General features: G+C 71.4%; 24 protein-coding genes. 13 read left to right on the top strand and 11 right to left on the bottom strand.

Features of this window, described 5'->3' with window-relative positions; genetic code table 11:
- The first annotated feature begins 95 nt into the window (after nucleotides 1–95).
- The 3 genes from ilvD (at nucleotide 96) to ID574_RS29835 (ending at nucleotide 3,440) form a co-directional block, all read left to right on the top strand.
- Nucleotides 96–1,934: a dihydroxy-acid dehydratase gene (gene ilvD, locus ID574_RS29845; protein ID WP_188192283.1), complete on the top strand. Its 1,839-nt coding sequence runs from the start codon at nucleotides 96–98 to the stop codon at nucleotides 1,932–1,934.
- A gap of 94 nt (nucleotides 1,935–2,028) precedes the next feature.
- Nucleotides 2,029–2,523: a WYL domain-containing protein gene (locus ID574_RS29840; RefSeq protein ID WP_188192282.1), complete on the top strand. Its 495-nt coding sequence runs from the start codon at nucleotides 2,029–2,031 to the stop codon at nucleotides 2,521–2,523.
- A gap of 68 nt (nucleotides 2,524–2,591) precedes the next feature.
- Nucleotides 2,592–3,440 (top strand): serine hydrolase, encoded by an 849-nt coding sequence (locus tag ID574_RS29835; RefSeq protein ID WP_188192281.1) that lies wholly within the window; start codon nucleotides 2,592–2,594, stop codon nucleotides 3,438–3,440.
- On the opposite strand, the gene ID574_RS29830 is transcribed toward ID574_RS29835, so the two are convergent.
- Genes ID574_RS29830 through ID574_RS29820 form a run of 3 tightly spaced genes read right to left on the bottom strand, consistent with a single transcriptional unit; the run spans nucleotide 3,437 to nucleotide 5,016 of the window.
- Nucleotides 3,437–3,646, bottom strand: coding sequence for an FmdB family zinc ribbon protein (locus ID574_RS29830; protein WP_188192280.1), 210 nt, complete (start codon nucleotides 3,644–3,646; stop codon nucleotides 3,437–3,439). The genes ID574_RS29835 and ID574_RS29830 overlap by 4 nt on opposite strands.
- Nucleotides 3,647–3,649: 3 nt before the next feature.
- A complete protein-coding gene (locus ID574_RS29825; RefSeq protein WP_188192279.1) occupies nucleotides 3,650–4,447 on the bottom strand; it encodes a GNAT family N-acetyltransferase in 798 nt (265 codons plus the stop codon).
- 59 nt (nucleotides 4,448–4,506) lie between these two features.
- Nucleotides 4,507–5,016 carry an HNH endonuclease gene (locus ID574_RS29820; protein WP_188192278.1) on the bottom strand — a complete coding sequence of 170 codons (510 nt, stop codon included), beginning with the start codon at nucleotides 5,014–5,016 and terminating at the stop codon, nucleotides 4,507–4,509.
- Between the two features lie 279 nt (nucleotides 5,017–5,295).
- Between ID574_RS29820 and ID574_RS29815 the strand changes: the two genes are divergently transcribed.
- From ID574_RS29815 to ID574_RS29800, 4 genes are all read left to right on the top strand, one after another.
- The gene (locus ID574_RS29815; RefSeq protein ID WP_188192277.1) at nucleotides 5,296–7,353 is read left to right on the top strand and encodes a prolyl oligopeptidase family serine peptidase; all 2,058 of its coding nucleotides are present in this window, start codon (nucleotides 5,296–5,298) and stop codon (nucleotides 7,351–7,353) included.
- Nucleotides 7,354–7,509: 156 nt separating this feature from the next.
- Nucleotides 7,510–8,301 carry a helix-turn-helix domain-containing protein gene (locus ID574_RS29810; RefSeq protein WP_188192276.1) on the top strand — a complete coding sequence of 264 codons (792 nt, stop codon included), beginning with the start codon at nucleotides 7,510–7,512 and terminating at the stop codon, nucleotides 8,299–8,301.
- Nucleotides 8,302–8,306: 5 nt separating this feature from the next.
- Complete coding sequence (locus ID574_RS29805; protein ID WP_188192275.1) at nucleotides 8,307–8,657, top strand: VOC family protein; 351 nt, start codon at nucleotides 8,307–8,309, stop codon at nucleotides 8,655–8,657.
- 30 nt (nucleotides 8,658–8,687) lie between these two features.
- Nucleotides 8,688–9,476 carry an endonuclease/exonuclease/phosphatase family protein gene (locus ID574_RS29800; RefSeq protein ID WP_188192274.1) on the top strand — a complete coding sequence of 263 codons (789 nt, stop codon included), beginning with the start codon at nucleotides 8,688–8,690 and terminating at the stop codon, nucleotides 9,474–9,476.
- Nucleotides 9,477–9,533: 57 nt separating this feature from the next.
- Here the strand turns inward: ID574_RS29800 and purU are convergent, their stop codons facing one another.
- Nucleotides 9,534–10,388 (bottom strand): formyltetrahydrofolate deformylase, encoded by an 855-nt coding sequence (gene purU / locus ID574_RS29795; RefSeq protein ID WP_188192273.1) that lies wholly within the window; start codon nucleotides 10,386–10,388, stop codon nucleotides 9,534–9,536.
- Between the two features lie 263 nt (nucleotides 10,389–10,651).
- Between purU and ID574_RS29790 the strand changes: the two genes are divergently transcribed.
- The 3 genes from ID574_RS29790 to ID574_RS29780 all read left to right on the top strand — a co-directional run bounded on the left by ID574_RS29790 (nucleotide 10,652) and on the right by ID574_RS29780 (nucleotide 12,783).
- Complete coding sequence (locus ID574_RS29790; RefSeq protein ID WP_188192272.1) at nucleotides 10,652–11,593, top strand: inorganic phosphate transporter; 942 nt, start codon at nucleotides 10,652–10,654, stop codon at nucleotides 11,591–11,593.
- Nucleotides 11,594–11,606: 13 nt separating this feature from the next.
- Nucleotides 11,607–12,239 (top strand): DUF47 domain-containing protein, encoded by a 633-nt coding sequence (locus tag ID574_RS29785; protein ID WP_188192271.1) that lies wholly within the window; start codon nucleotides 11,607–11,609, stop codon nucleotides 12,237–12,239.
- A 355-nt stretch (nucleotides 12,240–12,594) separates the two neighbouring features.
- Nucleotides 12,595–12,783, top strand: coding sequence for a hypothetical protein (locus tag ID574_RS29780; RefSeq protein WP_188192270.1), 189 nt, complete (start codon nucleotides 12,595–12,597; stop codon nucleotides 12,781–12,783).
- Between the two features lie 46 nt (nucleotides 12,784–12,829).
- On the opposite strand, the gene ID574_RS29775 is transcribed toward ID574_RS29780, so the two are convergent.
- Nucleotides 12,830–13,711 (bottom strand): LLM class F420-dependent oxidoreductase, encoded by an 882-nt coding sequence (locus ID574_RS29775; protein ID WP_188192269.1) that lies wholly within the window; start codon nucleotides 13,709–13,711, stop codon nucleotides 12,830–12,832.
- A 33-nt stretch (nucleotides 13,712–13,744) separates the two neighbouring features.
- Here ID574_RS29775 and ID574_RS29770 point away from each other — a divergent pair, with 33 nt between their 5' ends.
- Together ID574_RS29770 and ID574_RS29765 are read left to right on the top strand one after the other, a co-directional pair.
- On the top strand, nucleotides 13,745–14,098 hold the full coding sequence (locus ID574_RS29770; RefSeq protein WP_188192268.1) for an ArsR/SmtB family transcription factor: 354 nt from the start codon (nucleotides 13,745–13,747) through the stop codon (nucleotides 14,096–14,098).
- Nucleotides 14,099–14,138: 40 nt separating this feature from the next.
- Complete coding sequence (locus ID574_RS29765; RefSeq protein WP_188192267.1) at nucleotides 14,139–14,582, top strand: NUDIX domain-containing protein; 444 nt, start codon at nucleotides 14,139–14,141, stop codon at nucleotides 14,580–14,582.
- 81 nt (nucleotides 14,583–14,663) lie between these two features.
- Here the strand turns inward: ID574_RS29765 and ID574_RS29760 are convergent, their stop codons facing one another.
- From ID574_RS29760 to ID574_RS29750, 3 genes are read right to left on the bottom strand one after another with little or no spacing between them, the layout of a single operon-like run.
- Complete coding sequence (locus ID574_RS29760) at nucleotides 14,664–14,933, bottom strand: MBL fold metallo-hydrolase (RefSeq protein ID WP_188192266.1); 270 nt, start codon at nucleotides 14,931–14,933, stop codon at nucleotides 14,664–14,666.
- Between the two features lie 22 nt (nucleotides 14,934–14,955).
- Complete coding sequence (locus ID574_RS29755) at nucleotides 14,956–15,726, bottom strand: hypothetical protein (RefSeq protein WP_188192265.1); 771 nt, start codon at nucleotides 15,724–15,726, stop codon at nucleotides 14,956–14,958.
- Between the two features lie 15 nt (nucleotides 15,727–15,741).
- Complete coding sequence (locus ID574_RS29750; protein WP_223167202.1) at nucleotides 15,742–16,359, bottom strand: TetR/AcrR family transcriptional regulator; 618 nt, start codon at nucleotides 16,357–16,359, stop codon at nucleotides 15,742–15,744.
- A gap of 85 nt (nucleotides 16,360–16,444) precedes the next feature.
- Between ID574_RS29750 and ID574_RS62440 the strand changes: the two genes are divergently transcribed.
- Nucleotides 16,445–18,202 carry an NmrA family NAD(P)-binding protein gene (locus ID574_RS62440; RefSeq protein ID WP_336245559.1) on the top strand — a complete coding sequence of 586 codons (1,758 nt, stop codon included), beginning with the start codon at nucleotides 16,445–16,447 and terminating at the stop codon, nucleotides 18,200–18,202.
- Nucleotides 18,203–18,405: 203 nt separating this feature from the next.
- On the opposite strand, the gene ID574_RS29735 is transcribed toward ID574_RS62440, so the two are convergent.
- The 3 genes from ID574_RS29735 to ID574_RS29725 form a co-directional block, all read right to left on the bottom strand.
- Complete coding sequence (locus ID574_RS29735) at nucleotides 18,406–18,858, bottom strand: hypothetical protein (RefSeq protein ID WP_188192264.1); 453 nt, start codon at nucleotides 18,856–18,858, stop codon at nucleotides 18,406–18,408.
- Nucleotides 18,859–19,021: 163 nt separating this feature from the next.
- A complete protein-coding gene (locus tag ID574_RS29730) occupies nucleotides 19,022–20,671 on the bottom strand; it encodes a tetratricopeptide repeat protein (RefSeq protein ID WP_223167201.1) in 1,650 nt (549 codons plus the stop codon).
- Between the two features lie 259 nt (nucleotides 20,672–20,930).
- Nucleotides 20,931–22,187 carry a DMT family transporter gene (locus ID574_RS29725; protein ID WP_188192263.1) on the bottom strand — a complete coding sequence of 419 codons (1,257 nt, stop codon included), beginning with the start codon at nucleotides 22,185–22,187 and terminating at the stop codon, nucleotides 20,931–20,933.
- Nucleotides 22,188–22,481: the final 294 nt, after the last annotated feature.

Here is a 22,481-nt window from a genome sequence, read left to right as displayed (position 1 = left end):
AAACGGTAACCAACCGTCCGATGCGTGGACGGTTGTCTCAGTTGCCGGGCAGTGGTCGTAACATGTGAAGACTTGCTAGCGATGGGAGAAGCGCAATGCCCGCCCTCAGGTCACGTACGGTCACCCACGGCAGGAATATGGCTGGTGCCCGGGCCCTGCTCCGGGCGACCGGCGTAGCCGGGAGCGACTTCGGCAAGCCCATCATCGCGGTGGCCAACAGCTTCACCCAGTTCGTGCCGGGGCACGTGCATCTCCGCGAGGTCGGCGACGTCGTCTCGGCCGCCATCAGAGAGGCGGGGGCGATTCCCCGCGAGTTCAACACGATCGCCGTGGACGACGGCATCGCCATGGGCCACGGCGGCATGCTCTACTCGCTGCCGTCGCGCGAGCTGATCGCCGACGCCGTGGAATACATGGTCGAGGCGCACTGCGCGGACGCGTTGATCTGCGTCTCCAACTGCGACAAGATCACGCCGGGCATGCTGCTGGCGGCGTTCAGGCTCAACATTCCGACGATCTTCGTCTCCGGCGGGCCCATGGAGGCCGGCAAGACGCCCGGCAAGAAGCTCGACCTCATCGACCCGATGATCGCCTCCGCCGACGACTCGGTCTCCGACGCCGAGCTGCTGGAGATGGAGGAGAGCGCCTGCCCGACCTGCGGCTCCTGCTCCGGCATGTTCACCGCCAACTCCATGAACTGCCTGGCCGAGGCCATCGGCCTGGCGCTGCCGGGCAACGGCACGATCCTGGCCACGCACAAGGCGCGAAAGAAGCTGTTCGAGGACGCGGGCCGGCAGCTGGTGGAGATCACCCGCCGCTACTACGAGGACGACGACGAGTCCGTGCTGCCGCGCTCGATCGCGACCCGCGAGGCGTTCGAGAACGCCATGACGCTCGACGTGGCGATGGGCGGCTCGACCAACACGATCCTGCACATCCTGGCCGCGGCCCGCGAGGCAGGCGTCGACTTCGGGCTCAAGGAGATCAACGAGATCTCGCTGCGGGTGCCGTGCCTGTGCAAGGTCGCCCCCGCCACGAACAAATACCACATCGAGGACGTCCACCGCGCCGGCGGCATCCCGGCCATCCTGGGCGAGCTCGACCGGGCCGGGCTGTTGCACCGCGACGTGCCCACCGTGAACGGCGGCTCCGTCGCCGACATGCTGGCCGCCTGGGACGTGAAGTCACCGTCGGCCAAGCCCGAGGCCGTGGAGCTGTGGCACGCGGCGCCCGGCAACGTGCGCACGGTCAAGGCATACTCGCAGGACAACCACTGGGACGACCTCGACCTCGACCGCGCGGCCGGGTGCATCCGCGACCTCGAGCACGCCTACACCGTGGACGGCGGCCTGGCGGTGCTCTACGGCAACATCTCGCGGGACGGCGCGGTCGTGAAGACGGCCGGGGTCGACGAGTCGATCTGGACGTTCAGCGGGCCGGCGGTGGTGTTCGAGTCGCAGGAGCAGGCGGTCGAGGGCATCCTCGGCGGCAAGGTCAAGGCCGGCGACGTGGTGGTCATCCGCTACGAGGGCCCCAAGGGCGGCCCCGGCATGCAGGAGATGCTCTACCCGACCTCGTTCCTCAAGGGCAAGGGCCTGGGCAAGGTGTGCGCGCTGGTCACGGACGGACGCTTCTCCGGCGGCACCTCCGGGCTGTCGATCGGCCACGCCTCACCCGAGGCGGCCGAGGGCGGCACGATCGCGCTGGTCGAGGACGGCGACATCATCGACATCGACATCCCCAACCGGTCGATGGAGCTGCGCGTGCCCGAGGCCGAGCTGGCCGCGCGGCGCGAGCGGCTCCTGGCCGACCTGGGCAGATACCGGCCGCGCGACCGCAACCGGCCGGTGAGCGTGGCGCTGCAGGCGTACGCCGCCATGACGACGTCCGCCTCCACGGGCGCATCACGCGACCTGTCGCAACTCGGCCACTAGGCTCGGCCATAGAACGCTGTCCGGCAGGCGACAAGGTTCTCGCCTGCCGCACAGACTTTCGAAAAATGTCGGTGGTCATCCCTATTGTTGGGGTATGACGACAGTCGTGAAGCACGATACTCGCCCGCTGACGACCGCCGAGATCGCCGCCCTCGCACTCTCCCTCGCCCACCTCGGGTCGGGTCCCCAGGCCGTCACCGCGCGCCGCGGCCTGCAGCACGCACTCGAGCACCTGGAGCTCGACGACGACGTCATCGCCACCACGCTCACGACCCTCACCGAGCCGCTGCCCATGGACGTCGCCTCCCGGGCCAGGCTCATCGCCGACGCCATCACCAGCCGCCTCATGATCCGCCTGCACTACCGAGACGCCGGGGGCGCCGTCACCGTGCGCGACGTCGAGCCGGTGACGTGCCTGGTCCACCGCGAATACTGGTATCTGGTCGGCGTGTGCAGGATGCGCCGGGCCATCAGGGCGTTCAGGTTCGACCGGATCCTCGCGGTCGAGCCCACGCTCACTCCGTCCCGTCCGCACCTTGCCGACCGGTTCCTCCCGTTCCAGCGCCGCAGGCGCAGCAGGGCCGCGTGAGGAAACTGGCCTGCGCTTGACCGGAGGCGCCCCCGCCCTTTGGGGTGCCGGGTGGCAGTCTCCGGCACATGCGCTGGCTCATCGTCCTCGCCTTGGTGGCCGCGGCGCCCGGCTGCGCCATCCCGTCCACCGTGACGCCACCCCCTGCCGCCGCGGCCCCTCAGCGGAAACCCGTCATGGAGAGCGCGCTGCTCCCGGCCGACCGGCGCGCTCTCGACCGGAGACTGGAACGGTACCTCCGTGATCGGCCCGGCCGGCTGGCGCTGGCCGTGTACGACCGGACGACCGGCGCCAGATACTCCTTCCGCGAGCACACGCCGTTCATGCTGGCCAGCGTCGCCAAGATGGACATCCTCCTGGCGTTCCTGCTGGCCAAGCAGCATGAGCGGCGGCGGCTCACCGGCTACGAGCACCGGCTGGCCGCGCAGATGATCCGCACCAGCGACAACGACTGCGCGCACGAGCTGTACATGACCATCGGCGGCCGGCACGGGCTGGACAGGTCGCTGCGCAGGCTGGGCGTCGAACACACGCGCCCGGGGCCGGGCCTCTCGTGGGGTGCGACCCGCAGCCGCCCCTCCGACCAGGTGAAGGTCCTGGAGCAGCTCACCGACCCGGAGGGCCCGCTGTCGGCCCCCTACCGGCGCTACGCGCTGGACCTCATGTCGTCCGTCGCCCCCGAGCAGGCGTGGGGCGTCAGCGCGGCGGCTCCGCGCGGCGACGTGGCGCTCAAGAACGGGTGGCTGCCCGCCGACGTCCACGACGGACTGTGGACGATCAACAGCGTGGGCCGGCTCGGCGTACGAGGGCACGAGCTGCTGATCGCCGTTCTGTCGGAACGCAGCCCGGACATGGAGACCGGCATCGCCACCGTCGAGCACGCGGCCCGGCTGGCAGTCGACGCCCTGACCGCCTAGGACGAGCAGCAGCCCCCGCCGCAGCATCCGCCGCCACCAGCGGCCCGGGGTGCGGCCGCGCCGCCCGTCATGGCCACCGTGGACAGGAGCTTCACTGTGTCGTCGTGGCCTTCCGGGCAGGCCGCCGGGTCGTCGGAGGCCGACATGGGCCGGGACACCTCGAACGTGGAGCCGCAGGCGCGGCAGCGAAACTCGTAACGCGGCATGGACTAATGGTAAGTGACATGCGCGTAGTCGGACACGGGCTCGTAGCCGATGGCTTGATAGATGGCGTTGCTCGTGGGGTTGTCCAAGTCGGTGAAGAGCACGACCTCGTCGCAACGCTCCGCCAGGCCCGTCTGGCTGGCGTAGGCGGTGACGGCGGCGCCGTAGCCGCGCCTGCGGCACGACGGCGGCGTGTAGACCGGCCCGATGCGGCACACGCCGCCGGCCGCCGGCGAGAGCCCCGCGAGCGAGACCGGCACCCCGTCGGCCTCCCACACGAACAGCTCGCGACCGGCCATCCGCCGGGCGACCCGGTCGGCCGCGTCGCCCTCGGGGAGCCGTACCTCGTCGCCGAACGCCTGATACCAGCTCACCATGAGCGGGAAGTCGGCGGGCGTGGCCGGTCTGCCCCTGCCGGGCACGTCGGGGACGCGCAACGTGCCCAGGCGGTAGAGCCGCTCGGAGATCACCCGCTTGGGCGGCCCCAGCAGGCGGCACACCTCGTCGGTCAGCTCCGCCCGGCCGACCAGCGCGGTGATTTCGCGATCGAGCGCCTCGACCAGCGGCGCGACGGCCTCGACCGGCATGACGGCGAGCCCGATCGGAAAGGGAGGGGTGCGGAAGGCCGCCCCGCGCACTTCGCCGTCGACCGTCCACCAGCCGAAACGGGCGTCCTCGGCGGGCATGCCGGCCCGGAGGTTGGCCAGGACGGTCAGCGGAACGGTGTTGCCCACCGGGTCGCCGAGCAGGAAGGGCTCGGCGACCGCGGCGTACTCCTCGACGTCCGAGGTGAAGGTCCACATGCCTGGCATGGTGTCAGGCCGGAACCGCCTCGTTCAAAGCCGTTTTCCCGGGCCGCCTCTCATGCGGCGGCCTCGAGGTAGGGCGCCCACTGGGGGTCTCCGACGAGCGACGCGCCGATCAGTCTCCAATGGGCGCCCCGTGGCACCGCAGGGCTGACGCGTAGCGTCCACCCCAGCTCCTCCAGGTATTTGTCGGCCTTCCGGTGGTTGCACGTCGTGCAGGACGCGACGCAGTTTTCCCAGGTGTGGGTGCCACCCCGGGACCGCGGGATGACGTGGTCGATGGTCTCGGCCCGCTGGCCGCAGTAGGCGCAGCGGTAGTTGTCGCGGCGCATGAGCGCGGCCCTGGTCAGGGGGATGCGCGACCGGTAGGGGATGCGGACGTATCTGCGCAGCCTGATCACCGAGGGGACGTCGAGCGTGCAGCTGGCGGAGCGCAGCACTGCGCCCCGGCCGTCGCGGTGCACGACGTCGGCCTTCTCCCGCAGCACCAGCACGATGGCGCGGTGCAGCGAGAGGGTGGTCAGAGGTTCATAGGTGGCGTTGAGCAGCAGGACCTGGCGCGTCATCGGGCCTCTCCCTGCTGCATGGGTATCAGAGGGGACATGCCGCGGCATGTCCCGGTTATCGGCCCCTCCTGGGGCATCTGTGCTTCCGTCACGTGGACCTCCGCCGGACGGCCCAGCGGATGGTCACCACGGCACCGTCCTGTCACCAAGTCTGGCGTTTGCACCATGCTTCCCGCCACCCCAAAACCGTCCGTCGGGATGACCAGAGAGACGCACGGTACGTTTTATGCCCACTTCACCAGCGCTTTACGCCCCCGCGTTGGCAGTAGGGTTCCCAGCATGACGCGAGAGCCGTACCCGACCGCACGCCGCGAAGACATCGTCGACCTCCTCCATGGAACACCCGTCCCAGACCCCTATCGGTGGCTCGAGGATCCCGACAGTCCGGAGACGAAGGAGTGGCTGATCGCGCAGGCCGAGTTGTTCGGCCGGCGCAGGGGGCCGCAGCGGTTCAAGAGCCGCATCGCCGAGTTGCTCAGGTCCGGTTCGGTGGGCGCGCCGTCGTGGCGCGGCGAGCGCTACTTCTTCACCCGCCGCACCCCCGACCAGGAACACGCCGTCTACTACGTCGTCGAGCCGGACGGCACCGAGCGGGCCCTCATCGACCCGATGGCCATCGACCCGTCGGGGCTGACCACGCTCGACTCGGTGCAGCCGGACAAAGAGGGGCGCCTGCTGGCGTACCAGATCTCGGTGGGCGGCGACGAGGAGTCGGCGCTCTACGTCATCGACGTCGCGACCGGCACGCGGATCGAGGGGCCGATCGACCGCTGCCGCTACTCCCCCATCGCCTGGCTGCCCGGCGGCGAGGCGTTCTACTACGTGCGCCGGCTGCCGAGCACCGAGGTGCCGGAGAACGAGACGCAGTTCCACCGCCGCGTCTACCTGCACCGCGTCGGCACCTCCACCGAGGACGACGTGATGATCTTCGGCGAGGGCCTGAAGATGACCAACTACTACGGCGTGTCCGTCTCGCGGGACGGCCGCTGGCTGCAGGTCTCCTCCCACGAGGGCACGGCCCCGCGCAACGACCTCTGGGTGGCCGACCTGACCGCCTCCCCGATCGACCGGCCGGAGCTGCGGGTGGTCCAGGAGGGCGTGGACGCGCAGACCGGGCTGGTGTTCGGCCGCGACGGCCGGCTCTACGTGCACACCGACCGCGAGGCTCCCAGGGCCAGGGTGTGCGTCACCGACCCGGCGGCGCCCGGCTACGACACCTGGCGCGAGCTGATCCCCGAGGACCCCGAGGCGGTGCTGAGCGACTTCGCGATCCTCGACGACCTGGAGCGCCCGGTGATGCTGGTGGGCTGGACCCGCCACGCGATCAGCGAGATCACCGTCCACGACCTCGAGACCGGCGAGCGGATCGGCGAGGTGCCCACGCCCGGCCTCGGCACGATCGGCGGCATCGCCGAGCGCCCCGAGGGCGGCCACGAGGCCTGGTTCGGCTACACCGACAACACCACGCCGCCCACCATCCAGCGCTACGACGCCAGAACCGGCGAGACCACGCTGTGGGCGTCGTCCCCGGGCGCGGTCGAGGTGCCGGAGGTGCGCACCGAGCAGGTCGTCTACCGGTCGAAGGACGGCACAGACGTCCGGATGCTCGTGATCTCCCCTCCTGAGGAGAGCTCCAGCCCGCGGCCCACGATCCTCTACGGCTACGGCGGCTTCGGCCTGCCCATGACCCCCGGCTACTCCGCCTCGGTCCTGGCCTGGGTGGAGGCCGGCGGCGTCTACGCCATCGCCAACCTGCGCGGCGGCGGCGAGGAGGGCGAAGACTGGCACCGCGCGGGCATGCTGGCCAAGAAGCAGAACGTGTTCGACGACTTCCACGCGGCCGCCGAGCACCTCATCGCGACCGGGGTGACCACGCGCGAGCAGCTCGGCATCTCCGGCGGCTCCAACGGCGGCCTGCTCGTGGGCGCCGCGCTGACGCAGCGCCCCGACCTGTACGCGGCCGTGGTGTGCTCCGCGCCGCTGCTCGACATGATCAGATACGAGCAGTTCGGCCTCGGCGCCACCTGGAACGTCGAGTACGGCTCCGCCGAGGACCCCGAGCAGTTCGGCTGGCTGTATAGCTACTCGCCCTACCACCACGTCAAGGAGGGCGTGGCGTACCCCGCGACGCTCTTCACGGTCTTCCAGTCCGACACCCGCGTGCACCCGCTGCACGCGTGGAAGATGTGCGCGGCGCTGCAGCATGCCTCGACGTCGGACCGGCCCGTGCTGCTGCGCAACGAGACCGAGGTGGGGCACGGGGCGCGCTCGGTGAGCCGATCGGTGGACCTGTCGGCCGACACGCTCACCTTCCTCGCCACGCACACCGGCCTCTAGGCCCGGTTTTCCGCACGTGTCGCCGCCCTCAGCGCCACGGGTGCCCGGTGCCCTTCGACTTCCCTCTCCAGAAGGGACCCCCGCCCAAGTGCGGGGGCGGCACAAGGAACGGGTGAGTCGTGGCGACGTGCGGAGAGCGGGTCTAGGCTCGGCTGCATGAGCACGCTGGGGCTGGCCATGGTCGAGGCCGCCCCCAGCGCTGCGCTCCGGCCCTATGTGACGCGGCTGTGCGCCTATTGCGAGCACTACGACTCCCCGGTCACGCGGTCGGAGGCCGCGCTGCCCGGGGCCGTGCTCATCCTGGCGTTCGGCACGCCGATGGAGGTGGGCGGGGAGCGGTTCACGGCGTTCACGGGCGGGCTGAGCGACCGCTTCGCCGTCACCCGCGTGACGGGGCCGACCGAGGGCGTGGAGGTGGTGCTCACGCCGTTCGGGGCCAGGAGGCTGTTCGGCGTGCCGATGCGGCACCTGACGAACCTCACCGTGCCGGTCGAGGACCTGCTCGGGCCGTGGGCGGACACGACGGTGGGCCGGCTGGCCGAGACGCCGTCGTGGCCGGAGCGGCTGGCGCTGGCCGACCGGCTCCTGGCCGAGCGCATCCACCTGGGGCCGGCGCTGGGGCCGGAGGTGCCCTGGGTGTGGGGGCGGCTGCTGGAGTCCGGCGGCCGGCTGAGCCCCTCGGCGCTGGCGGAGTCGCTCGGCTGGAGCCACCGGCACTTCGTGGCCCGCTTCCAGGACCAGATCGGGCTGTCGCCGAAGACGGCCTCCCGGGTGATCAGGTTCGGCCGGGCGCTGCGGATGTTGCGATCGGGCACGACCATCGCGCGGGTGGCGGCGGAGTGCGGCTTCTACGACCAGGCGCACATGAACCGCGAATTCCGGGTGCTCGGGGACACGACGCCCGGTCAGATTCGTCCAAGACCGGAGAGCGCGCGCCGGGCATCCTGACCCTCATGAAACGAACTGTCTACGCACTTGCCCGCTACCGGGACTGCCAGGCCGCGATCGACTTCCTGACGGGGGCGTTCGGGTTCCGGGCGCACGAGGTGTCCAAGAACGACGAGGGCGTCGTCAACCACGCCGAGCTGCTGGTCGGCGACGACATGATCATGATCGGCGAGGGGCGGCCCGGCGGGCCCGGGATCTACGTCGCGGTCGAGGACGTCGACGCCCACCACGACCGCGCCGAGGCGGCGGGGGCCGAGATCACCATGGAGCCGGTCGACCAGCCGTACGGGTCGCGCGAGTATGGCTGCAAGGACCCGGAGGGCAATCTCTGGTGGTTCGGGACGTATCGGCCGTAAGCGGGTGCCGGAGCGGGTAGGGGCGGCGGCATGCGTGTCGCCACACTCAACCTCTGGGCCCGCCACGGAGACTGGCCCGCCCGCCGGGCGGTCCTCGCCGAAGGGCTCCGCTCGCTCGAACCCGACCTCGTCGCCGTCCAGGAGTCGGTGGTGAACGACTCCTACGACCAGGTCGCCGACCTGCTCGGACCGGCGTACCACATCGTGCACCAGGGCTCGGCGGAGCCGGACGGGACGCGCGCGTCCATCGCCTCGCGGTGGGCCTTCGGGGAGGTGTGGGCGGCGCGGATGCCGGTCACGGGGCGGGTGGACCTGTCGGAGTTCGCGGCCTGGGTGGGGGTGGCGGAGGTGCGGGCGCCCTCGCCGCTGTTGTTCGTCAACCACAAGCCGTCGTTCCGGCTCGGGGAGGAGCGGGAGCGCGAGCTCCAGGCGGTGGCGGCGGCCCGGCTGATCGAGGAGGTGCTGGACGGGCGTGAGTGGCCCGTCGTGATGGCCGGGGACTTCGACGCGGTGCCGGATTCGGCGAGCATGCGGTTCTGGCGGGGTCTGCAGTCGCTGGAAGGCATGAGCGTTTGTTACCGGGATCTGTGGGAGTGGGCCCACCCGGGTGTGGACGGGCACACGTTCACGCCGGTCAACCCCCTTGTGACCGGCGGCAACTGGCCGCTGGAGACCGGGCGGCGCATCGACTACCTGCTCGTGCGCTGCACCGGGAACGGGCCGTCGCTCCGGCTGAGGGACTGCCGGCGGATCTTCGACCGGCCGGTGAGGGGCGTGTGGGCGAGCGACCACTTCGGAGTCGCGGCCGACCTTGGCTAACAGGGATCCCCCAGGACCTGCTCGACGGCCCGCTCGCCGAGAGCCGCGCTCAGCCGCCTAGCGCGGGAAGACGACGGTCTTGTGGCCGTCCAGCAGCACCCGCTGCTCGGCGTGCCACTTGACCGCCCTGGCCAGGGTCACGCACTCGACGTCCCGGCCGATCGCGGCCAGGTCTTCGGGCGAGTGGCTGTGGTTGACCCTGGCCACCTCCTGCTCGATGATCGGCCCCTCGTCCAGGTCGGAGGTCACGTAGTGGGCGGTGGCGCCGATGAGCTTGACGCCGCGGTCGTGTGCCTGGTGGTAGGGCTTGGCGCCCTTGAACGACGGCAGGAACGAGTGGTGGATGTTGATCGCCCGCCCCGCCAGCTTCTCGCACAGGTCCTGCGAGAGCACCTGCATGTAGCGGGCCAGCACCACCAGGTCGACCTGGTAGTGCTCGACCAGCGCCAGCACCTCGGCCTCCTGCTTGGGCTTGGTCTCCGGGGTGATCGGCAGGTGGTGGTAGTCGATGCCGTACGACTGCGTGAGCGGCCGCAGGTCGGGATGGTTGGACGCGACGGCCACGATGTCGATGTCGAGCGTCTTCGCCTTGACCCGGTAGAGCAGGTCGTTGAGGCAGTGGTCGAACTTGCTGACCATGATCAGCACCCGCGGCTTCCTGGCCACGTTCCGCAGCGTGAACTCCATGGCGAAGTCGGGCGCCAGCGCCGCGAAGGCGGCGTTGAGCTCGTCCTCGCCCAGCGGCCCCGCGAACTGCACGCGCATGAAGAAGCGCTGCGCGACCCGGTCGCCGAACTGCTGGCTCTCGATGATGTTGCATCCGTTCCGCGCCAGCAGGCCGGAGACGGCGGCCACCACGCCGGGCCGGTCGGGACAGGACAGCGTCAGGGTGTACTCGGCTGGGCTGATCATCGGTTCACTCTCGCGGACATGGGTCGTCGGGTGCTTGCAGTCGATCCCGGCAGGTTACAGGCCGCCGGGCTCGTCCACCGCTACCTCTCCGGTGAAGCGTCGGTTGCGGCGGCCACGACTGAGCGTACCTGGCATGTGCGGTGTCCCCGGCGCGGCGCTGATCGCCCCGGATCTTGGGTAGTTAACCGGCATTACGGACAAACTTCCGAGCTTGGACACGTCCTGCCCCGATCCGGGGGCAGGCGGGGACGGAGTGCGCGCTTTTGGACGCCGTCGTACTGATCGTGGTCGCGGGCTTGTTCGCGGTCGTGTCCGGGGTCAACGACGGGGGCGCCCTCCTCGCCACCGGGCTCAAGCTGCCCGCGGTGCGCCCGGCCACCGGCCTCCTCGCCCTGGTGGTGATGGTGGCGGTCGTGCCGCTGGTCACGCACCAGGTGGCGGTGACGTTCGTGACCAGGCTGGCGGCCTTCGACCGGCCCGGCGGCAAGATCGCGACCACGCTCGCGGTGATCTCGGCGCTGGCCGTGGCGGCCGTGCTCAGCGCGAAGGGCCGGCCGACCAGCCTCACCCTCGCCATCGTGGGCGGCCTCACCGGGGCCGGGCTCGGCTGGGGGCTGCCGGTGTCGGGGGGAGCGGTGGCGCAGGTGCTGGCGTTCGGCGTGGCGGCCCCCGTGGTCGGCGGGCTGCTGGCCTGGGTGCTCATCCGGATGCTGGTGGCGGTGACCGCTGCCCGCGGGCTGGCGCACTGGCACCGGGCGGGGTTCCTGCTCCAGACCGTCGCGTACGCGGCCAACGACGCGCAGAAGATGCTGGCCGTGTTCATGATCGCGCTGGGATTCACGGGCGCGCCGCTGGTCTACACGTCGTCGGTGGCCCTGCTGTTCGCCCTCGGCGCCCTGTACGGGCTCCCCAAGGCCGGCCGCACGCTCAGCCGCGAGATCATCGTCTTCCGGCCCCCGCACGGGGTCGCGGCGGAGCTGGCGGCAGGCGTGGCGGCCATCGGCTGTGCGGGCGTCGGAATGCCGGTGAGCATGACCCAGGCCATCGCCGGGGGCCTGATCGGGGCCGGCGCGTCGCAGGGCGGGGGCCGGGTGCGCTGGTACGTGGCACTCAAGATCGGGGCCGCCTGGACGCTCACGCTGCCCGCGAGCGGGCTGCTGGCCTGGGGCCTGGCGTTCCTCGTGAAGGGATTGACGTCGGTTTGAACGGAGGCGCGCGATGAAGCGGCTGCGGCGCATCAGGGACCTCATGACGGGCCGCATGGACAGCGCCGTCACCGATGCCCTGCTCGGGCAGCTCCGGGTCACCAAAGAAGGGGCGTGGCTGGCGATGGCCATGATCGGGGGCGAGGTGGGCCGTACGGGGGCGCATGAGCAGATGCGCTCGATCGAGCACCTGGGCGACGAGGAGCGCGCCCGCCTCGTCGACGAGCTCAAGACCGCTTTCGTCACGCCCATCGACCGGGAGGACCTGTTCCGGCTGTCGCGCTCGATCGACGACGTGCTCGACTCGCTCCGGGACTTCGTCCGCGAGTCCCACCTCTACCGGGTGCCCGAGCAGATCCGCTTCACCCCTCTGCTCGACCAGGTCATCGCCGGCATCGACGCGTTGGAGAACGCCGTCCGCGACCTCGCCTCGACCCCGTCCGTGCTGGCCGCCGACGCCCTGGAGGCCAAGAAGGCGGGCGGGGCGATCCGGCGGATGTACCAGTACGAGATCTCGCGCATCTTCTCGGGGGAGCTGACGGCGGAGGCCATGAAGGAGCGGGAGCTGGTACGCCGCCTGGAGATCGTCGGCGTGGCCATCGGCGAGGCGGCGGACGCGATCGCCGACGGCGCGATGAAGCGGTGACGGCGGTTCCTCTTGGCGCCCGCTACCGGACGACGCGCCGGCGACCGTGTCATGGACAGGATGGCGGGCCGGTGGTGTCGATTCGCGGGTGAGGGGGTGCCGGGCGGCGCCTGGGCGGTCACGATAGCGGTGTGATCAGACGCAGCTCCCGCCGACGGATCTCGCTCGCCGCTCTCGCCGTCGTCGCCGCAGAACGCTTTGCCTCTGGCGGGCGGTCACAGGGTTCGCGGGTGGACTGACGTTCGCCCTGGCGTTCGCGATGGTGTTCGTGCCCGGAGGGCCGGCACCGCGGATCGCCGGCGGTCTCGGGCTGGGGCTCCTCCTCGGATCTCTCTTCGGTTTCACGTTCGGGCTGATGAGTCACCGTGCGTGGCCGGCTTTGATCGTCTTCGGCACCGGACTGGCCCTCGCACGGCGGCTGCCCTGGCGGGTCATGAACTTTCTCGACGACTGCCATCGGCTGGGACTGCTGCGTGCCGTCGGGCAGATCTACCAGTTCCGCCACGCCGCCTTGCACGACCACCTCGCCGATCGGGCCCCGTAGCCGTGTCGGCCCGAGCCCGCACGTGCGGCCACGCTTCCCCGAGGGGCTACAGGCCGAGGACCGGGGCGAGGCGGGTCAGCTGGGTGAGGGCGTCGGCGAGATCCGGGGACCTCGGCGACAGGGGCTGGATGGCGACCTGGTCGGCGCCCGCGTCGAGATGGGCGCGGACGCGTTTGGCGATGGCGTCGGTGTCGCCCCAGGCCACGATGGTGTCCGCCAGGCGGTCGCTGCCCCCGTCGGCGAAGTCGGCGTCCGTGAAGCCGAGCGTGCGCAGGTTGTTGAGGTAGTTGGGCAGGCCCAGGTAGTAGGCCATGTGGGCACGGGCGATCTCGCGGGCACGGGCCGGGTCGGACTCGATGACGACCGCCTGCTCGGGGATCAGCAGGCGGTCGGGACCGAGGATCTGGCGGGCCTGGGCGGTGTGCTCGGGCGGGACGAAGTAGGTGTGGGCGCCGGCGGCCAGGTCGCGGGAGAGCTCCAGCATCTTGGGGCGGAGGGCCGCGAGGATCCTGGGCGACTCGGGCTCGGGGAGGGAGCGCGCGGCCTCGTCCATGGCCTCGAGGTAGGTCCGCATCGTGGTCAGAGGCTTGCCGTAATCGTGGCCGCGACGGCTGACGAGGGGCGCGTGGCTGACGCCGATGCCCAGCAGGAAGCGGCCGGGGTAAGCGTCGGCCAGCGTTGCTCCCGCCGCCGCCATCGTCGTGGCGTCGCGGGCCCAGAGGTTGGCGATGCCGGTGCCGACGGCGATGCGCTCGGTGGCCGCCAGCACGACGGCCGAGACGGCGAACGGCTCCTTGCTGCCCAAGCCCTCGTTGACCCAGACGGTGCCGTAGCCCAGCGCCTCGATCCTGGCCGCCGCCTGCCGCGCCTGCTCGGCCGGGGCCTTGCCGACCGCGGGATGCCACACTCCGACGCGCCCGATGTCCACGGTCGCTCCCCTCGCATAGGATGTTCGATTGAGATGGAACACTACACCAATGTTCGATCGCAGTCGAACAGGACGCGCACGCTCACGCACACCTCCCCCCTGGAGGTGACGCTCCAGGCCGCCCTCGACGCGGTCGGCGACCCCGTACGCCGCCGCATCGTGCGCGAACTGGCCGGCGTACCCGACTGGACCCGCGCCTGCGGCACGTTCAACCACCTGCCCGTGGCCAAGTCCACACTGAGTCACCACTTCGCGGTCCTGCGCAACGTCGGCCTGCTGGAGCAGCGCGACGAGGGCAGCCGCCGGCTCAACCGCCTCAGGAGGGAGGAGTTCGAGGAGCGCTTTCCCGGCCTGTTGGCCCTGGTGCTGGGAGAGGACGACCAATAGCGCGCCTGCCGGCGACGGCGCGGGCGGTAGCTTCTTCTCGATGAGTGCCACGAGCGACCGCCCCGCCGCCCGCGTCGTCTGCCTTGATCGCGACGGCAGGGTGCTTCTGATGCACTGGTACGACCACGTCAGCGGCCTGGACGTATGGGAGCCGCCGGGCGGCGGGATCGACCCCGGCGAGACCCCGCTGGAGGCGGCCAGGCGGGAGCTGACCGAGGAGACCGGGCTGCCCGGCTCGGCCGTCCTCGACCGGTACGTCGAGGTCGAACGCGACTTCACATGGCTCGGCGTCCGCTACGTCAAGACCGAGTGCTTCTTCCTCGCCAGGTTCGGCACATCACGCCCGGCGATCGACCCAGGAGAGCTCACGGAGGAGGAGCAGCGCGCGTACCTGGGCTACGACTGGGCCGAGGAGCTGCCGGAGCCGATCGAGCCGCCGGAGTTGGCCAAGGTCGTCGAGCGGCTCATCACAGATCGACGGTGAGCCCGCCGGACGCGACGGACAGGTCGCCACCGTAGGACCGGGCGGCCGCCACCAGCAGATCCGCGTCCTCGGCCAACCCCATCAGCTCGGGGACGACCCGGTGTCCCCCGTGTACGCGATCACCCGCCCGCCCCCGTTCAACCGCACCCCGGCGTTGGGCACGTGGTGCGGCAGGTCGAAGACGTCCACCCGGAAGGGCCCGAGCTCCCACGCCGCGCCCGGGCTCCCTTCGTGCAGCGCGAAGCTCCCGGACAGCATGCGCCGTTCGTCCAGCGCCAGCACGGCGTCCAGCGCGCCGGGCGGAGCGTAGACCGGCAGCTCAGGAGCCGGCCGGTCGGCCAGGCCCCGCACCCGCCCAGGACGGTGAACCCCATCACCCCCCCAGTTCGGCCAGCGTCGTCGCCATCAGCTCGCGCAGCAGCGCGCCCGCCAATTTCTCGTGCTCCTGCTCCACGGGCAACCCTTTTCCCACCCGCTCGCGGTAGACCTCGCGCTCGCGGCCGCCGGTGTAGGGCAGCGCGGTCATGCCGACGACCACGGTGACCCGGGTGCCGCCTCGCGGCAGGAGGGCGACGGCGTGCGTGCGCAGGCAGGTCTCGTCCGGGGCGCCGTACCAGCCGCACTTGATCCCCGCCTCGGACGACCGGAGCGCCTCCCGGGCGCCGAACGCCTGCTCCGCCGCCACCTGCCGCATCCACTCCAGGATGCTCGCCGCGACCGGGTCGCCGGCGAAGGCGGACTGGGCGAGCGCCGCGTACGCGGTCGCGACCTCGTCGGCGGCCACCTCGACCGATCCGAACCGCGAGGGGTCGCCGTTCGGCGGCGACCAGGCGACCCCCGTGCGCTGCCGGATGTCGTCGAGGATGACGCCGGGCCCGACGGCGAGCCAGAGGTTGAGCGTGTCGGCGTTGGAGGAGACGACGACGGCGGGCTCGGCGTGGCGGCGCCATCGGGCGGCGTCACCGATGCGGTCCGCGCTCACCCACGCGTACAGGGGCTTGAGGAGGGAGGCGCAGCGCAGCCTGGCCAGGCCGCGCTTGACGGCGACCGAGCGGGCGGGCGGCCCGCCGTAACCGCGCCGGATGCCGGCGGCCTGGACGCTGGCACTGTCATCAAGGTCGTCGAGCAGCTCGTTGAACGCCACGCCCCCACCGTAGACCTATGGGCGCTCTCCCCAACGGCCTTCGTACCACTCCAGGCTGGGCGGGTCACCGGGCAGCTCGGTCACGCCGGGCGCGCGCAGGCCGTCGAGCGCGATGGCCAGCAGCCGCTGCTTGGCCTCCGGCCGCTCCGGCCCGGGAGCGGGACGGCTGAACTGCTCCATGAGCAGCGAGACGTCGAGCGTGGTCACGTCGGGCCTGAGCACGCCCGCCTCCCGCGCCCGCGAGATCAGCCGGTCGGCCAGCTCCGTGGCCTTACGCGAGGTGCGCCACATCTCGTCGGTGACCTCGATGGTGCCCGCGACGGGCGCGAGCGCACCGGATCTGAACCCCACGCAGGTGCGTACGTACAGCTCCAGGCCGGCCCACGGGTCCCCCTCCGCGAGCCCGGCCTCGGCGGCCTCGATGACGCGCTCCATGGCGATGAGGCACAGGCGCTGGAGCAGCTCCTCCTTGGTGCGATAGCGGCGGTAGAGGCTGCCCATGCCCACGCCCGCCTGCTTGGCGATGGCCGACACCGGCGCGTCGAACCCCTGCGTGGTGAACACCTCGTGCGCCGCCTGCAGCAGCCGCAGATCGTTGCGGGCCGCCTCGGCCTGCCTGCCCCGTGTGGCCATGCGTACACGATAGCCGTGTTGCGGAGCGTTCCGCTCCGGTATAGATTTCGGAGCGGAACGCTCCGATTAAACGTGGAGGTTGGTCATGCGTGCGGTGGTCTTGAGGCGGTACGGCGGGCCGGAGTCACTGGTCGTCGAGGAGGTGCCGGATCCGGTCGCCGGGCCCGGACAGGTGCTGGTGGAAGTGTCCGTGGCGGGCGTGACGTTCGTGGAGACGCAAGTACGCGCCGACCGCGGGCCGCGGCGGGCCGAGCTGCCGGCGATCCTGGGCAACGGGGTCGCCGGGACCGTGCTGGCCGTGGGCGACGGCGTGGACGCGTCTCTGGTGGGCACGCGGGTGGTCAGCACGCTGGGCGGCTATGGAGGCTATGCGGAGCTGGCGGTGGCGGACGCGGACGACCTGATCCCGGTGCCCGCGGGCCTGACGCTGGAGAGCGCGGTGGCGTTGCTGGCCGACGGGCGCACCGCCGTGGGCCTGGCCCGGGCCGCCGCGCCTCAGCCCGGTGAGTGGGTGCTGGTCGAGGCGGCGGGCGGCGGCGTGGGGAGCCTGCTGGTGCAGCTGGCGCGCGCCGCCGGCGCCCGCGTCATCGGCGCGGCGAGCAGCGCCGCCAAGCGCGAGCTCGCCGCGGCCATGGGCGCGGAGCTGACCGTCGACTACACGGACCCCGGCTGGACGGACCAGGTACGTGCCGCGACGGGCGGCGGACTGGACGTGGTCTTCGACGGGGTGGGCGGCGAGATCGGCGCGGCCGCCCAGACGCTGCTGAAGGACGGGGGCAGGCTCAGCGTGTACGGCATGGCGGGCGGCCCGATGACCGCCCCCGACCCGCGCGTGACGGCGGTCGCCTGGCCCCGGACCGACCTGCGCGAGCTGTCCCTGGCCGCCCTGGCCGAGGCCGCTGCCGGACGCCTGCGGCCCACGATCGGGGCCACACTGCCCCTGGAGTCCGCCGCCGAGGCGCACGCGGCCATCGAGGCGCGCACGGTCACCGGCAAGACCCTGCTGCTGCCGGCGCGGGCACGGACGATCCTGGTCACCGGCGCGACCGGCAACCAGGGCGGCGCGGTGGCCCGCGAGTTGCTCACCCGCGGCTGGTCCGTCCGCGCCCTGGTACGCGACCCGGACTCCGCCCGCGTCCCCTCAGGCGTCTCCCTGGTGAAGGGCGACCTGAACGACCCCGCCTCAGTCCGCGCGGCCATGACGGGCGTGCACGGCGTCTTCAGCGTGCAGGCGTTCGCGTGGACGGAGGAGGAGCTGGCCCAGGAGGTGCGGCAGGGCACGACCGTCGCCGACGCGGCCAAGGAGCTGCACGTGGCGCACCTGGTCTACAGCTCGGTCGGCGGCGCCGAACGCGACACCGGGATCGCCCACTTCGCGAGCAAGTACGCCGTCGAGCAGCACATCGCGGCGACCGGCGTGCCCGCCACGATCCTGCGCCCGACCTTCTTCATGACGAACCTGCTCCACTACGCCGACGCCCCGGACGGCGAGCGGGTGATCAAGCTGCCATTCCTCCCCGGGCAGCGCATGCAGATGATCGCCCCCGAGGACGTCGCGTACTTCGCCGCCGAGGCCTTCGACCACCCCGGCGACTACGTGGACAGGCAACTGGAGATCGCGGGCGACGCCCCCACCGGGCCCGAGATCGCCGAGGTCTACGAGCGGGTCACCGGCGTGCCCACCCGCTTCGAACCGCAGCCGACGGGCGGGGAGCGGATGTACGAGTGGTTCCGGGAAAGCGGCTACCAGGCCGACCTGGAGTCCCTCCGCAAGGAGCATCCGCACCTCACGACCCTGGAGTCATTCCTGCGGAGCCGCCTCGAAACGGGCACGCAGCTCTGACATCCGCATGACCGACTCGTTGCCGAACACCGGCCGCACGTACCGGGGCGCGACCGCGTGCCCGGTACTCGGCCGCCGCCTCCCCCCGGAGGGATCGGTGAGCTCGGCGGCCGATCAGGTACGCGCCGGTGCGCTCGCACACCCGGGCCACCGTCTCCCAGTCCTCATAGTCGAGCACCACGCCGGACGGCATTGAGGGCTGCTCAGAGACCGGATCTCATCAGCGACACGGCGAGGGCGACGGGCACCAGCGCGAGCAGGGCCAGCGCGGTCGTCACCTTCCAGCGCCTGGCCACCTTCGCCTCGGTCACGAACGCCGCCACGACCCCCGCCCCCGCGAACGCCGCCCCGGCGGCGAGCGCGTCCGCCGCCTGGGACGTCCACGACGGCAGCGCCTCCCCGGCGATCCTCAAGACCACCAGCACCCCGGCGGCCACCAACGCCACCCGTCGTGCGGGCCGCACGTCCACCCGCTCCAGCACGGGCACCGCGCCGGCGAGCAGGGCCACCGTGATCGCCACGACCGTCCCGACCGCCGGGACGAGGCATCCCCAGTCCGTGCACCCGATGCCCGCCCAGGCCAGTCGCACGGTCGCCCACCACAGCACGCCCAGGGCCGCGCACGCCCCGGCCGCCCGACCCATCCGCGCCACCATGCCCCAATGCTCCCACCCCACGAAAGGGGGGCACGAAAAAACGACACCTCCGAGCGACCTTCTCACTTCGCAAGGCCCCGACCCGGCGCAGGGACCTGTGGGGTGGACCGGAACGCGACAAGGGCAGGAGCGGGGCGCTCACCGGCGAGCCCTCCCCAGAGGTTCAGGAGAACAGGCTGGCGCGGCGGTCATCCGCGTCGGCGTCGGCGTCGCGGCCCAGCGCGCGGAGGGCGATGGCTCGGTTGGTGTACAGATCGGGCTGAGGCTGCAGCTCGATGGCCCGGCTCAGGTCCTCGACCGCCCCCTCCACGTCCCCGGCCGTATACCGCAACACCCCTCGATTCCCCCACGCCGCCGCCAGCCCGGGCGCGGCCGCCACCGCATCGTCCAGAGCCGTCCTGGCCTCGGCGAGCCGCCCGGCCGCCGTCTCCAGCTGGCCCAGCACCGTGAGCAGGTGCGCGTTGCCGGGCGCCAGGGCGAGCCCGGCCGCGACGCCGAGCCTGGCCTCGTCGTCCCGTCCGGCGGCGGCCAGCAGCCCGGCCCGGTTGATGTAGGCGTCCAGGTAGCCGGGGTCCAGCTCGATCACCCGTCCCAGGTCGGTGAGCGCGCCCCTCGTGTCGCCCCGCACGGTACGCAGCTCGGCCCGGTTGTAGTACGCCTCCGGCAGCGGCGGCCCGGCCCGCATGGCGCGCTCGTAGTCGGCCAGCGCCTCCTCGTACTGGCCCAGCTTGAACAGCAGGTTCCCGCGTTCCAGGTAGTAGTCGGGGAAGGCGGGGTCGATCGCGATCGCGGCCGCGTAGTCGTCCAGCGCCTCCTTGGTGTGCCCGAGCGCGGCCAGCAGTTGGGCCCGGTTGGCCAGCAGCACCATCCGGTGCAGCGGGTGCCGCTCCCCCAGCTCGCGCGCCAGCTCGATGGCCGATTCGACCAGCGACAGTGCCGCGCCGAGCCGCCCCTGGCGTAACTCGATCAGGGCCAGCCCGTTGCGGTCGAAGCCGAGTTTGAAGGCCCGATCGAGGGGGTCGGGCAGGAGAGTGGAGATGGCGATGGCCTGGTTGATCCAGCGCCTGGCCCGGCCCAGGTCGCGCCGCGCGGGGTCGGGGTGGCGGGCGTCGAGCATGGCGGTGCCGTACGCGCTGGCGGCGTGCATCTTCGGATCCTGGCTGGCCGCGCGTACCCGGTCCCAGACGGCGCGGGCCTCGGTGGTGCGGCCGAGCCCGCCGAGCGCGGTCGCGGTGCGCTGGGCGAAACGCCACCACAGCGGCCCGCCCGGCTCGGTGCGGGCCATGCCCTGCTCCCCCAGCTCGACGACGGCGTGCAGGAAGCCCTCCCGCATGGAGCGGTCCACGACGGCCCACAGTTCGTCGGCGTCGCGGGTGTCGGCGGCGGGTTCGGGGCCGCCGGAGTACAGCATGATCGTGAGCGTGGCGGGCGGGATCCGCCGCGTCATGACGTCGAGCAGTTCCAGGTCCGTCGGGTCGGCCTCGGCGACGTTGCACACCGCCAGCGCCTGCCCGGGGCTCACGACGTCGCGGACGAACTCGGTGAGCCCGTTCGCCAGGCGCAGGGTGCGGCGGGGCGCCGGCACGAGGATGCGCTCGTCGTCGGGCAGGCCGACGTCGATCGTGACCCGCCCGGCCGGGACGAGATCGGCCAGTTCGGGCGCCGCCGCGAGAATCTCGACATCGTGGGCCTCCACCAGGTCGGCGGACCACTCCATGGCCGGCGGCACCAGATGGCGCAGCAGGGCGGCGGCGACGGTGTAGGGGCCGCGCGGCCGGCGATGCCCGTCGATCATGGGCATCAGCAGCCGCACGGCCCCCCATCGGCAAGGTGGTTCGCCTTCGACTCTGAGGTGGGACCTGGCCTCAGTCACCCCTTGTGAATGACGCTGGAGGTCCCTGCGAGCCTCGCGGTACCAGGCTTGCGGACGACGATGCGTTTCATGACGCGTACCTCTCCACTCGGGGCCGATTCCCTATTATTAGGGCACCCCTACGAATATCAAGGTTCACGCAGAATAAGTTGGAGGCCCCAGGATAAAAAGTAGTTGCCTTTTGATTGGCTTCTGTAACCTATTCGGAGCGAAACCAGCGCGGCAATCTTCCCGTACGTCCCCCTTCGGATTCTTCCATCAAGTCGCACAGACAGCGACCCAGCAGCGTGACGGACTGGCAGCACCCCGGCCCCGGCAGGCTCCTGGCGCGGACGATGAGGGTGGCCCGCTCGATCAGCCGCTCCAGGCTGGGCTCGCCGCCGCCCTTGAGCGAGCGGGTGTGCCAGGGGCACGACTGGGTCTTCGCACAGGCGCTCTTGGCGATGTAGGGCACAGGATCGCCGCCGGTGAGCCGCAAGGGATCCACCCGCTTGATCTTCCTGTCGGCCAGCGCTTGGGCGGCCACGCGGGAGATGGCGCGAAGATCAGGCTTCCCGCGCTCCTTCCCCAGCACGCCCGATCTGGCCGGCAGGGCGAGCAGCATGGCCGCCGCCATCAGGCCGCCGCCCACCACCATGCTCCAGCCCACCGGCTCGTCGAACCAGATCACCGCGATCACGGCCACCCAGACGGGCTGCGACGACATGAGGATCCCGCTCGGCACGGCGGGCACGTGCGCCTGGCCGTACGAGCGGGCCAGGAACCCCAGCGCGCACGAGATCACGGACAGATGCGCGAGCAGCAGCCAGTCCGGCAGGTCAGCCGGGACCGAGATCCCGTCGCGCGCCCCGACAGCCCCGGTGAGCAGCCCGATCGTGAAAAGCTGGACGACGGTCAGCGCGAACGGGTGAAACGCGCGGCCCTTCGACATCTGGCCGAGCATGAGCGTGTGGCCGGAGTAGAGCGCGGCCGCCGACAGCGTGACTGCAAGCGCGATCACCGAGACCTCGTGATCCTCCACCCCGCGCATCAGCGTGAACGCGGTCATGCCGGCGAGCGCCAGCACGACGCCGGCCCAGATGCGCCGCGGCACCTTGGCCTTGAAGAGGATGAGCGCCAGAATCGGCGTGATCACCACGCTGCAGCCGACGGCGAACCCCGACACCGCCGAGGGAAGGCTGTCCAGCGCCATTGCCTGGGCGGTCTGCCCGACCCCGAACACGATCCCGAGAACGACCCCGTTGATCCACGTCTCCCGTGAAAGCCCCCGTAGGCAGTTCGGCCTGATGAGGAGGAGCGTCAGCGCGGCGATCAGATAACGCTCGGCGAGCAGGTCCTCCACTGGTAACCGATCGATGAGATCTTTCATCAGCGGGAACGCCGACCCCCAAGCGGCGCTGACGAACAACAGAAGCACGGCTCCCAGGAGGGGTCGGGGAGCGGCCACGACTGCCATGGCAAAAGCATCTCACTACTATTTGCAGGCGTAGATGTACAGGCAGCAGCCGGTGAGGTTCCTCTACCACTTGGAGTTAAGACCCTCACCCGCGGGTTCGTACATCCATACCGCGGGACAGAGAACCGGCTATTTCCTACATATCCTGTATCGAGAAATTGGCGGGACCTGCCGGATAAATCGTCGGTCGGAATGGATCGACCGAGAGGGGCGGAACGTCACGCCGGGGATCCGGAAGAGGTCGCCGGGAAAGCCGGGAGTGCGGCCCCAGGAGGGGGTGCGTGGGGCCTGCGG

The organism is Nonomuraea sp. SYSU D8015 (genome assembly GCF_008065375.1).
Classification (GTDB): domain Bacteria; phylum Actinomycetota; class Actinomycetes; order Streptosporangiales; family Streptosporangiaceae; genus Nonomuraea.
Note: the sequence above shows the minus strand (reverse complement) of the source record. Positions and strands in the feature narration are given on the sequence as shown.

Coding starts and splice junctions, on each gene's coding strand:
- ilvD (WP_188192283.1), top strand. CDS start 96: ATGCCCGCCCTCAGGTCACGTACGGTCACCCACGGCAGGAATATGGCT.
- ID574_RS29840 (WP_188192282.1), top strand. CDS start 2,029: ATGACGACAGTCGTGAAGCACGATACTCGCCCGCTGACGACCGCCGAG.
- ID574_RS29835 (WP_188192281.1), top strand. CDS start 2,592: ATGCGCTGGCTCATCGTCCTCGCCTTGGTGGCCGCGGCGCCCGGCTGC.
- ID574_RS29830 (WP_188192280.1), bottom strand. CDS start 3,646: ATGCCGCGTTACGAGTTTCGCTGCCGCGCCTGCGGCTCCACGTTCGAG.
- ID574_RS29825 (WP_188192279.1), bottom strand. CDS start 4,447: ATGTGGACCTTCACCTCGGACGTCGAGGAGTACGCCGCGGTCGCCGAG.
- ID574_RS29820 (WP_188192278.1), bottom strand. CDS start 5,016: ATGACGCGCCAGGTCCTGCTGCTCAACGCCACCTATGAACCTCTGACC.
- ID574_RS29815 (WP_188192277.1), top strand. CDS start 5,296: ATGACGCGAGAGCCGTACCCGACCGCACGCCGCGAAGACATCGTCGAC.
- ID574_RS29810 (WP_188192276.1), top strand. CDS start 7,510: ATGAGCACGCTGGGGCTGGCCATGGTCGAGGCCGCCCCCAGCGCTGCG.
- ID574_RS29805 (WP_188192275.1), top strand. CDS start 8,307: ATGAAACGAACTGTCTACGCACTTGCCCGCTACCGGGACTGCCAGGCC.
- ID574_RS29800 (WP_188192274.1), top strand. CDS start 8,688: ATGCGTGTCGCCACACTCAACCTCTGGGCCCGCCACGGAGACTGGCCC.
- purU (WP_188192273.1), bottom strand. CDS start 10,388: ATGATCAGCCCAGCCGAGTACACCCTGACGCTGTCCTGTCCCGACCGG.
- ID574_RS29785 (WP_188192271.1), top strand. CDS start 11,607: ATGAAGCGGCTGCGGCGCATCAGGGACCTCATGACGGGCCGCATGGAC.
- ID574_RS29780 (WP_188192270.1), top strand. CDS start 12,595: ATGAGTCACCGTGCGTGGCCGGCTTTGATCGTCTTCGGCACCGGACTG.
- ID574_RS29770 (WP_188192268.1), top strand. CDS start 13,745: ATGGAACACTACACCAATGTTCGATCGCAGTCGAACAGGACGCGCACG.
- ID574_RS29765 (WP_188192267.1), top strand. CDS start 14,139: ATGAGTGCCACGAGCGACCGCCCCGCCGCCCGCGTCGTCTGCCTTGAT.
- ID574_RS29750 (WP_223167202.1), bottom strand. CDS start 16,359: ATGGCCACACGGGGCAGGCAGGCCGAGGCGGCCCGCAACGATCTGCGG.
- ID574_RS62440 (WP_336245559.1), top strand. CDS start 16,445: ATGCGTGCGGTGGTCTTGAGGCGGTACGGCGGGCCGGAGTCACTGGTC.
- ID574_RS29735 (WP_188192264.1), bottom strand. CDS start 18,858: ATGGTGGCGCGGATGGGTCGGGCGGCCGGGGCGTGCGCGGCCCTGGGC.
- ID574_RS29725 (WP_188192263.1), bottom strand. CDS start 22,187: ATGGCAGTCGTGGCCGCTCCCCGACCCCTCCTGGGAGCCGTGCTTCTG.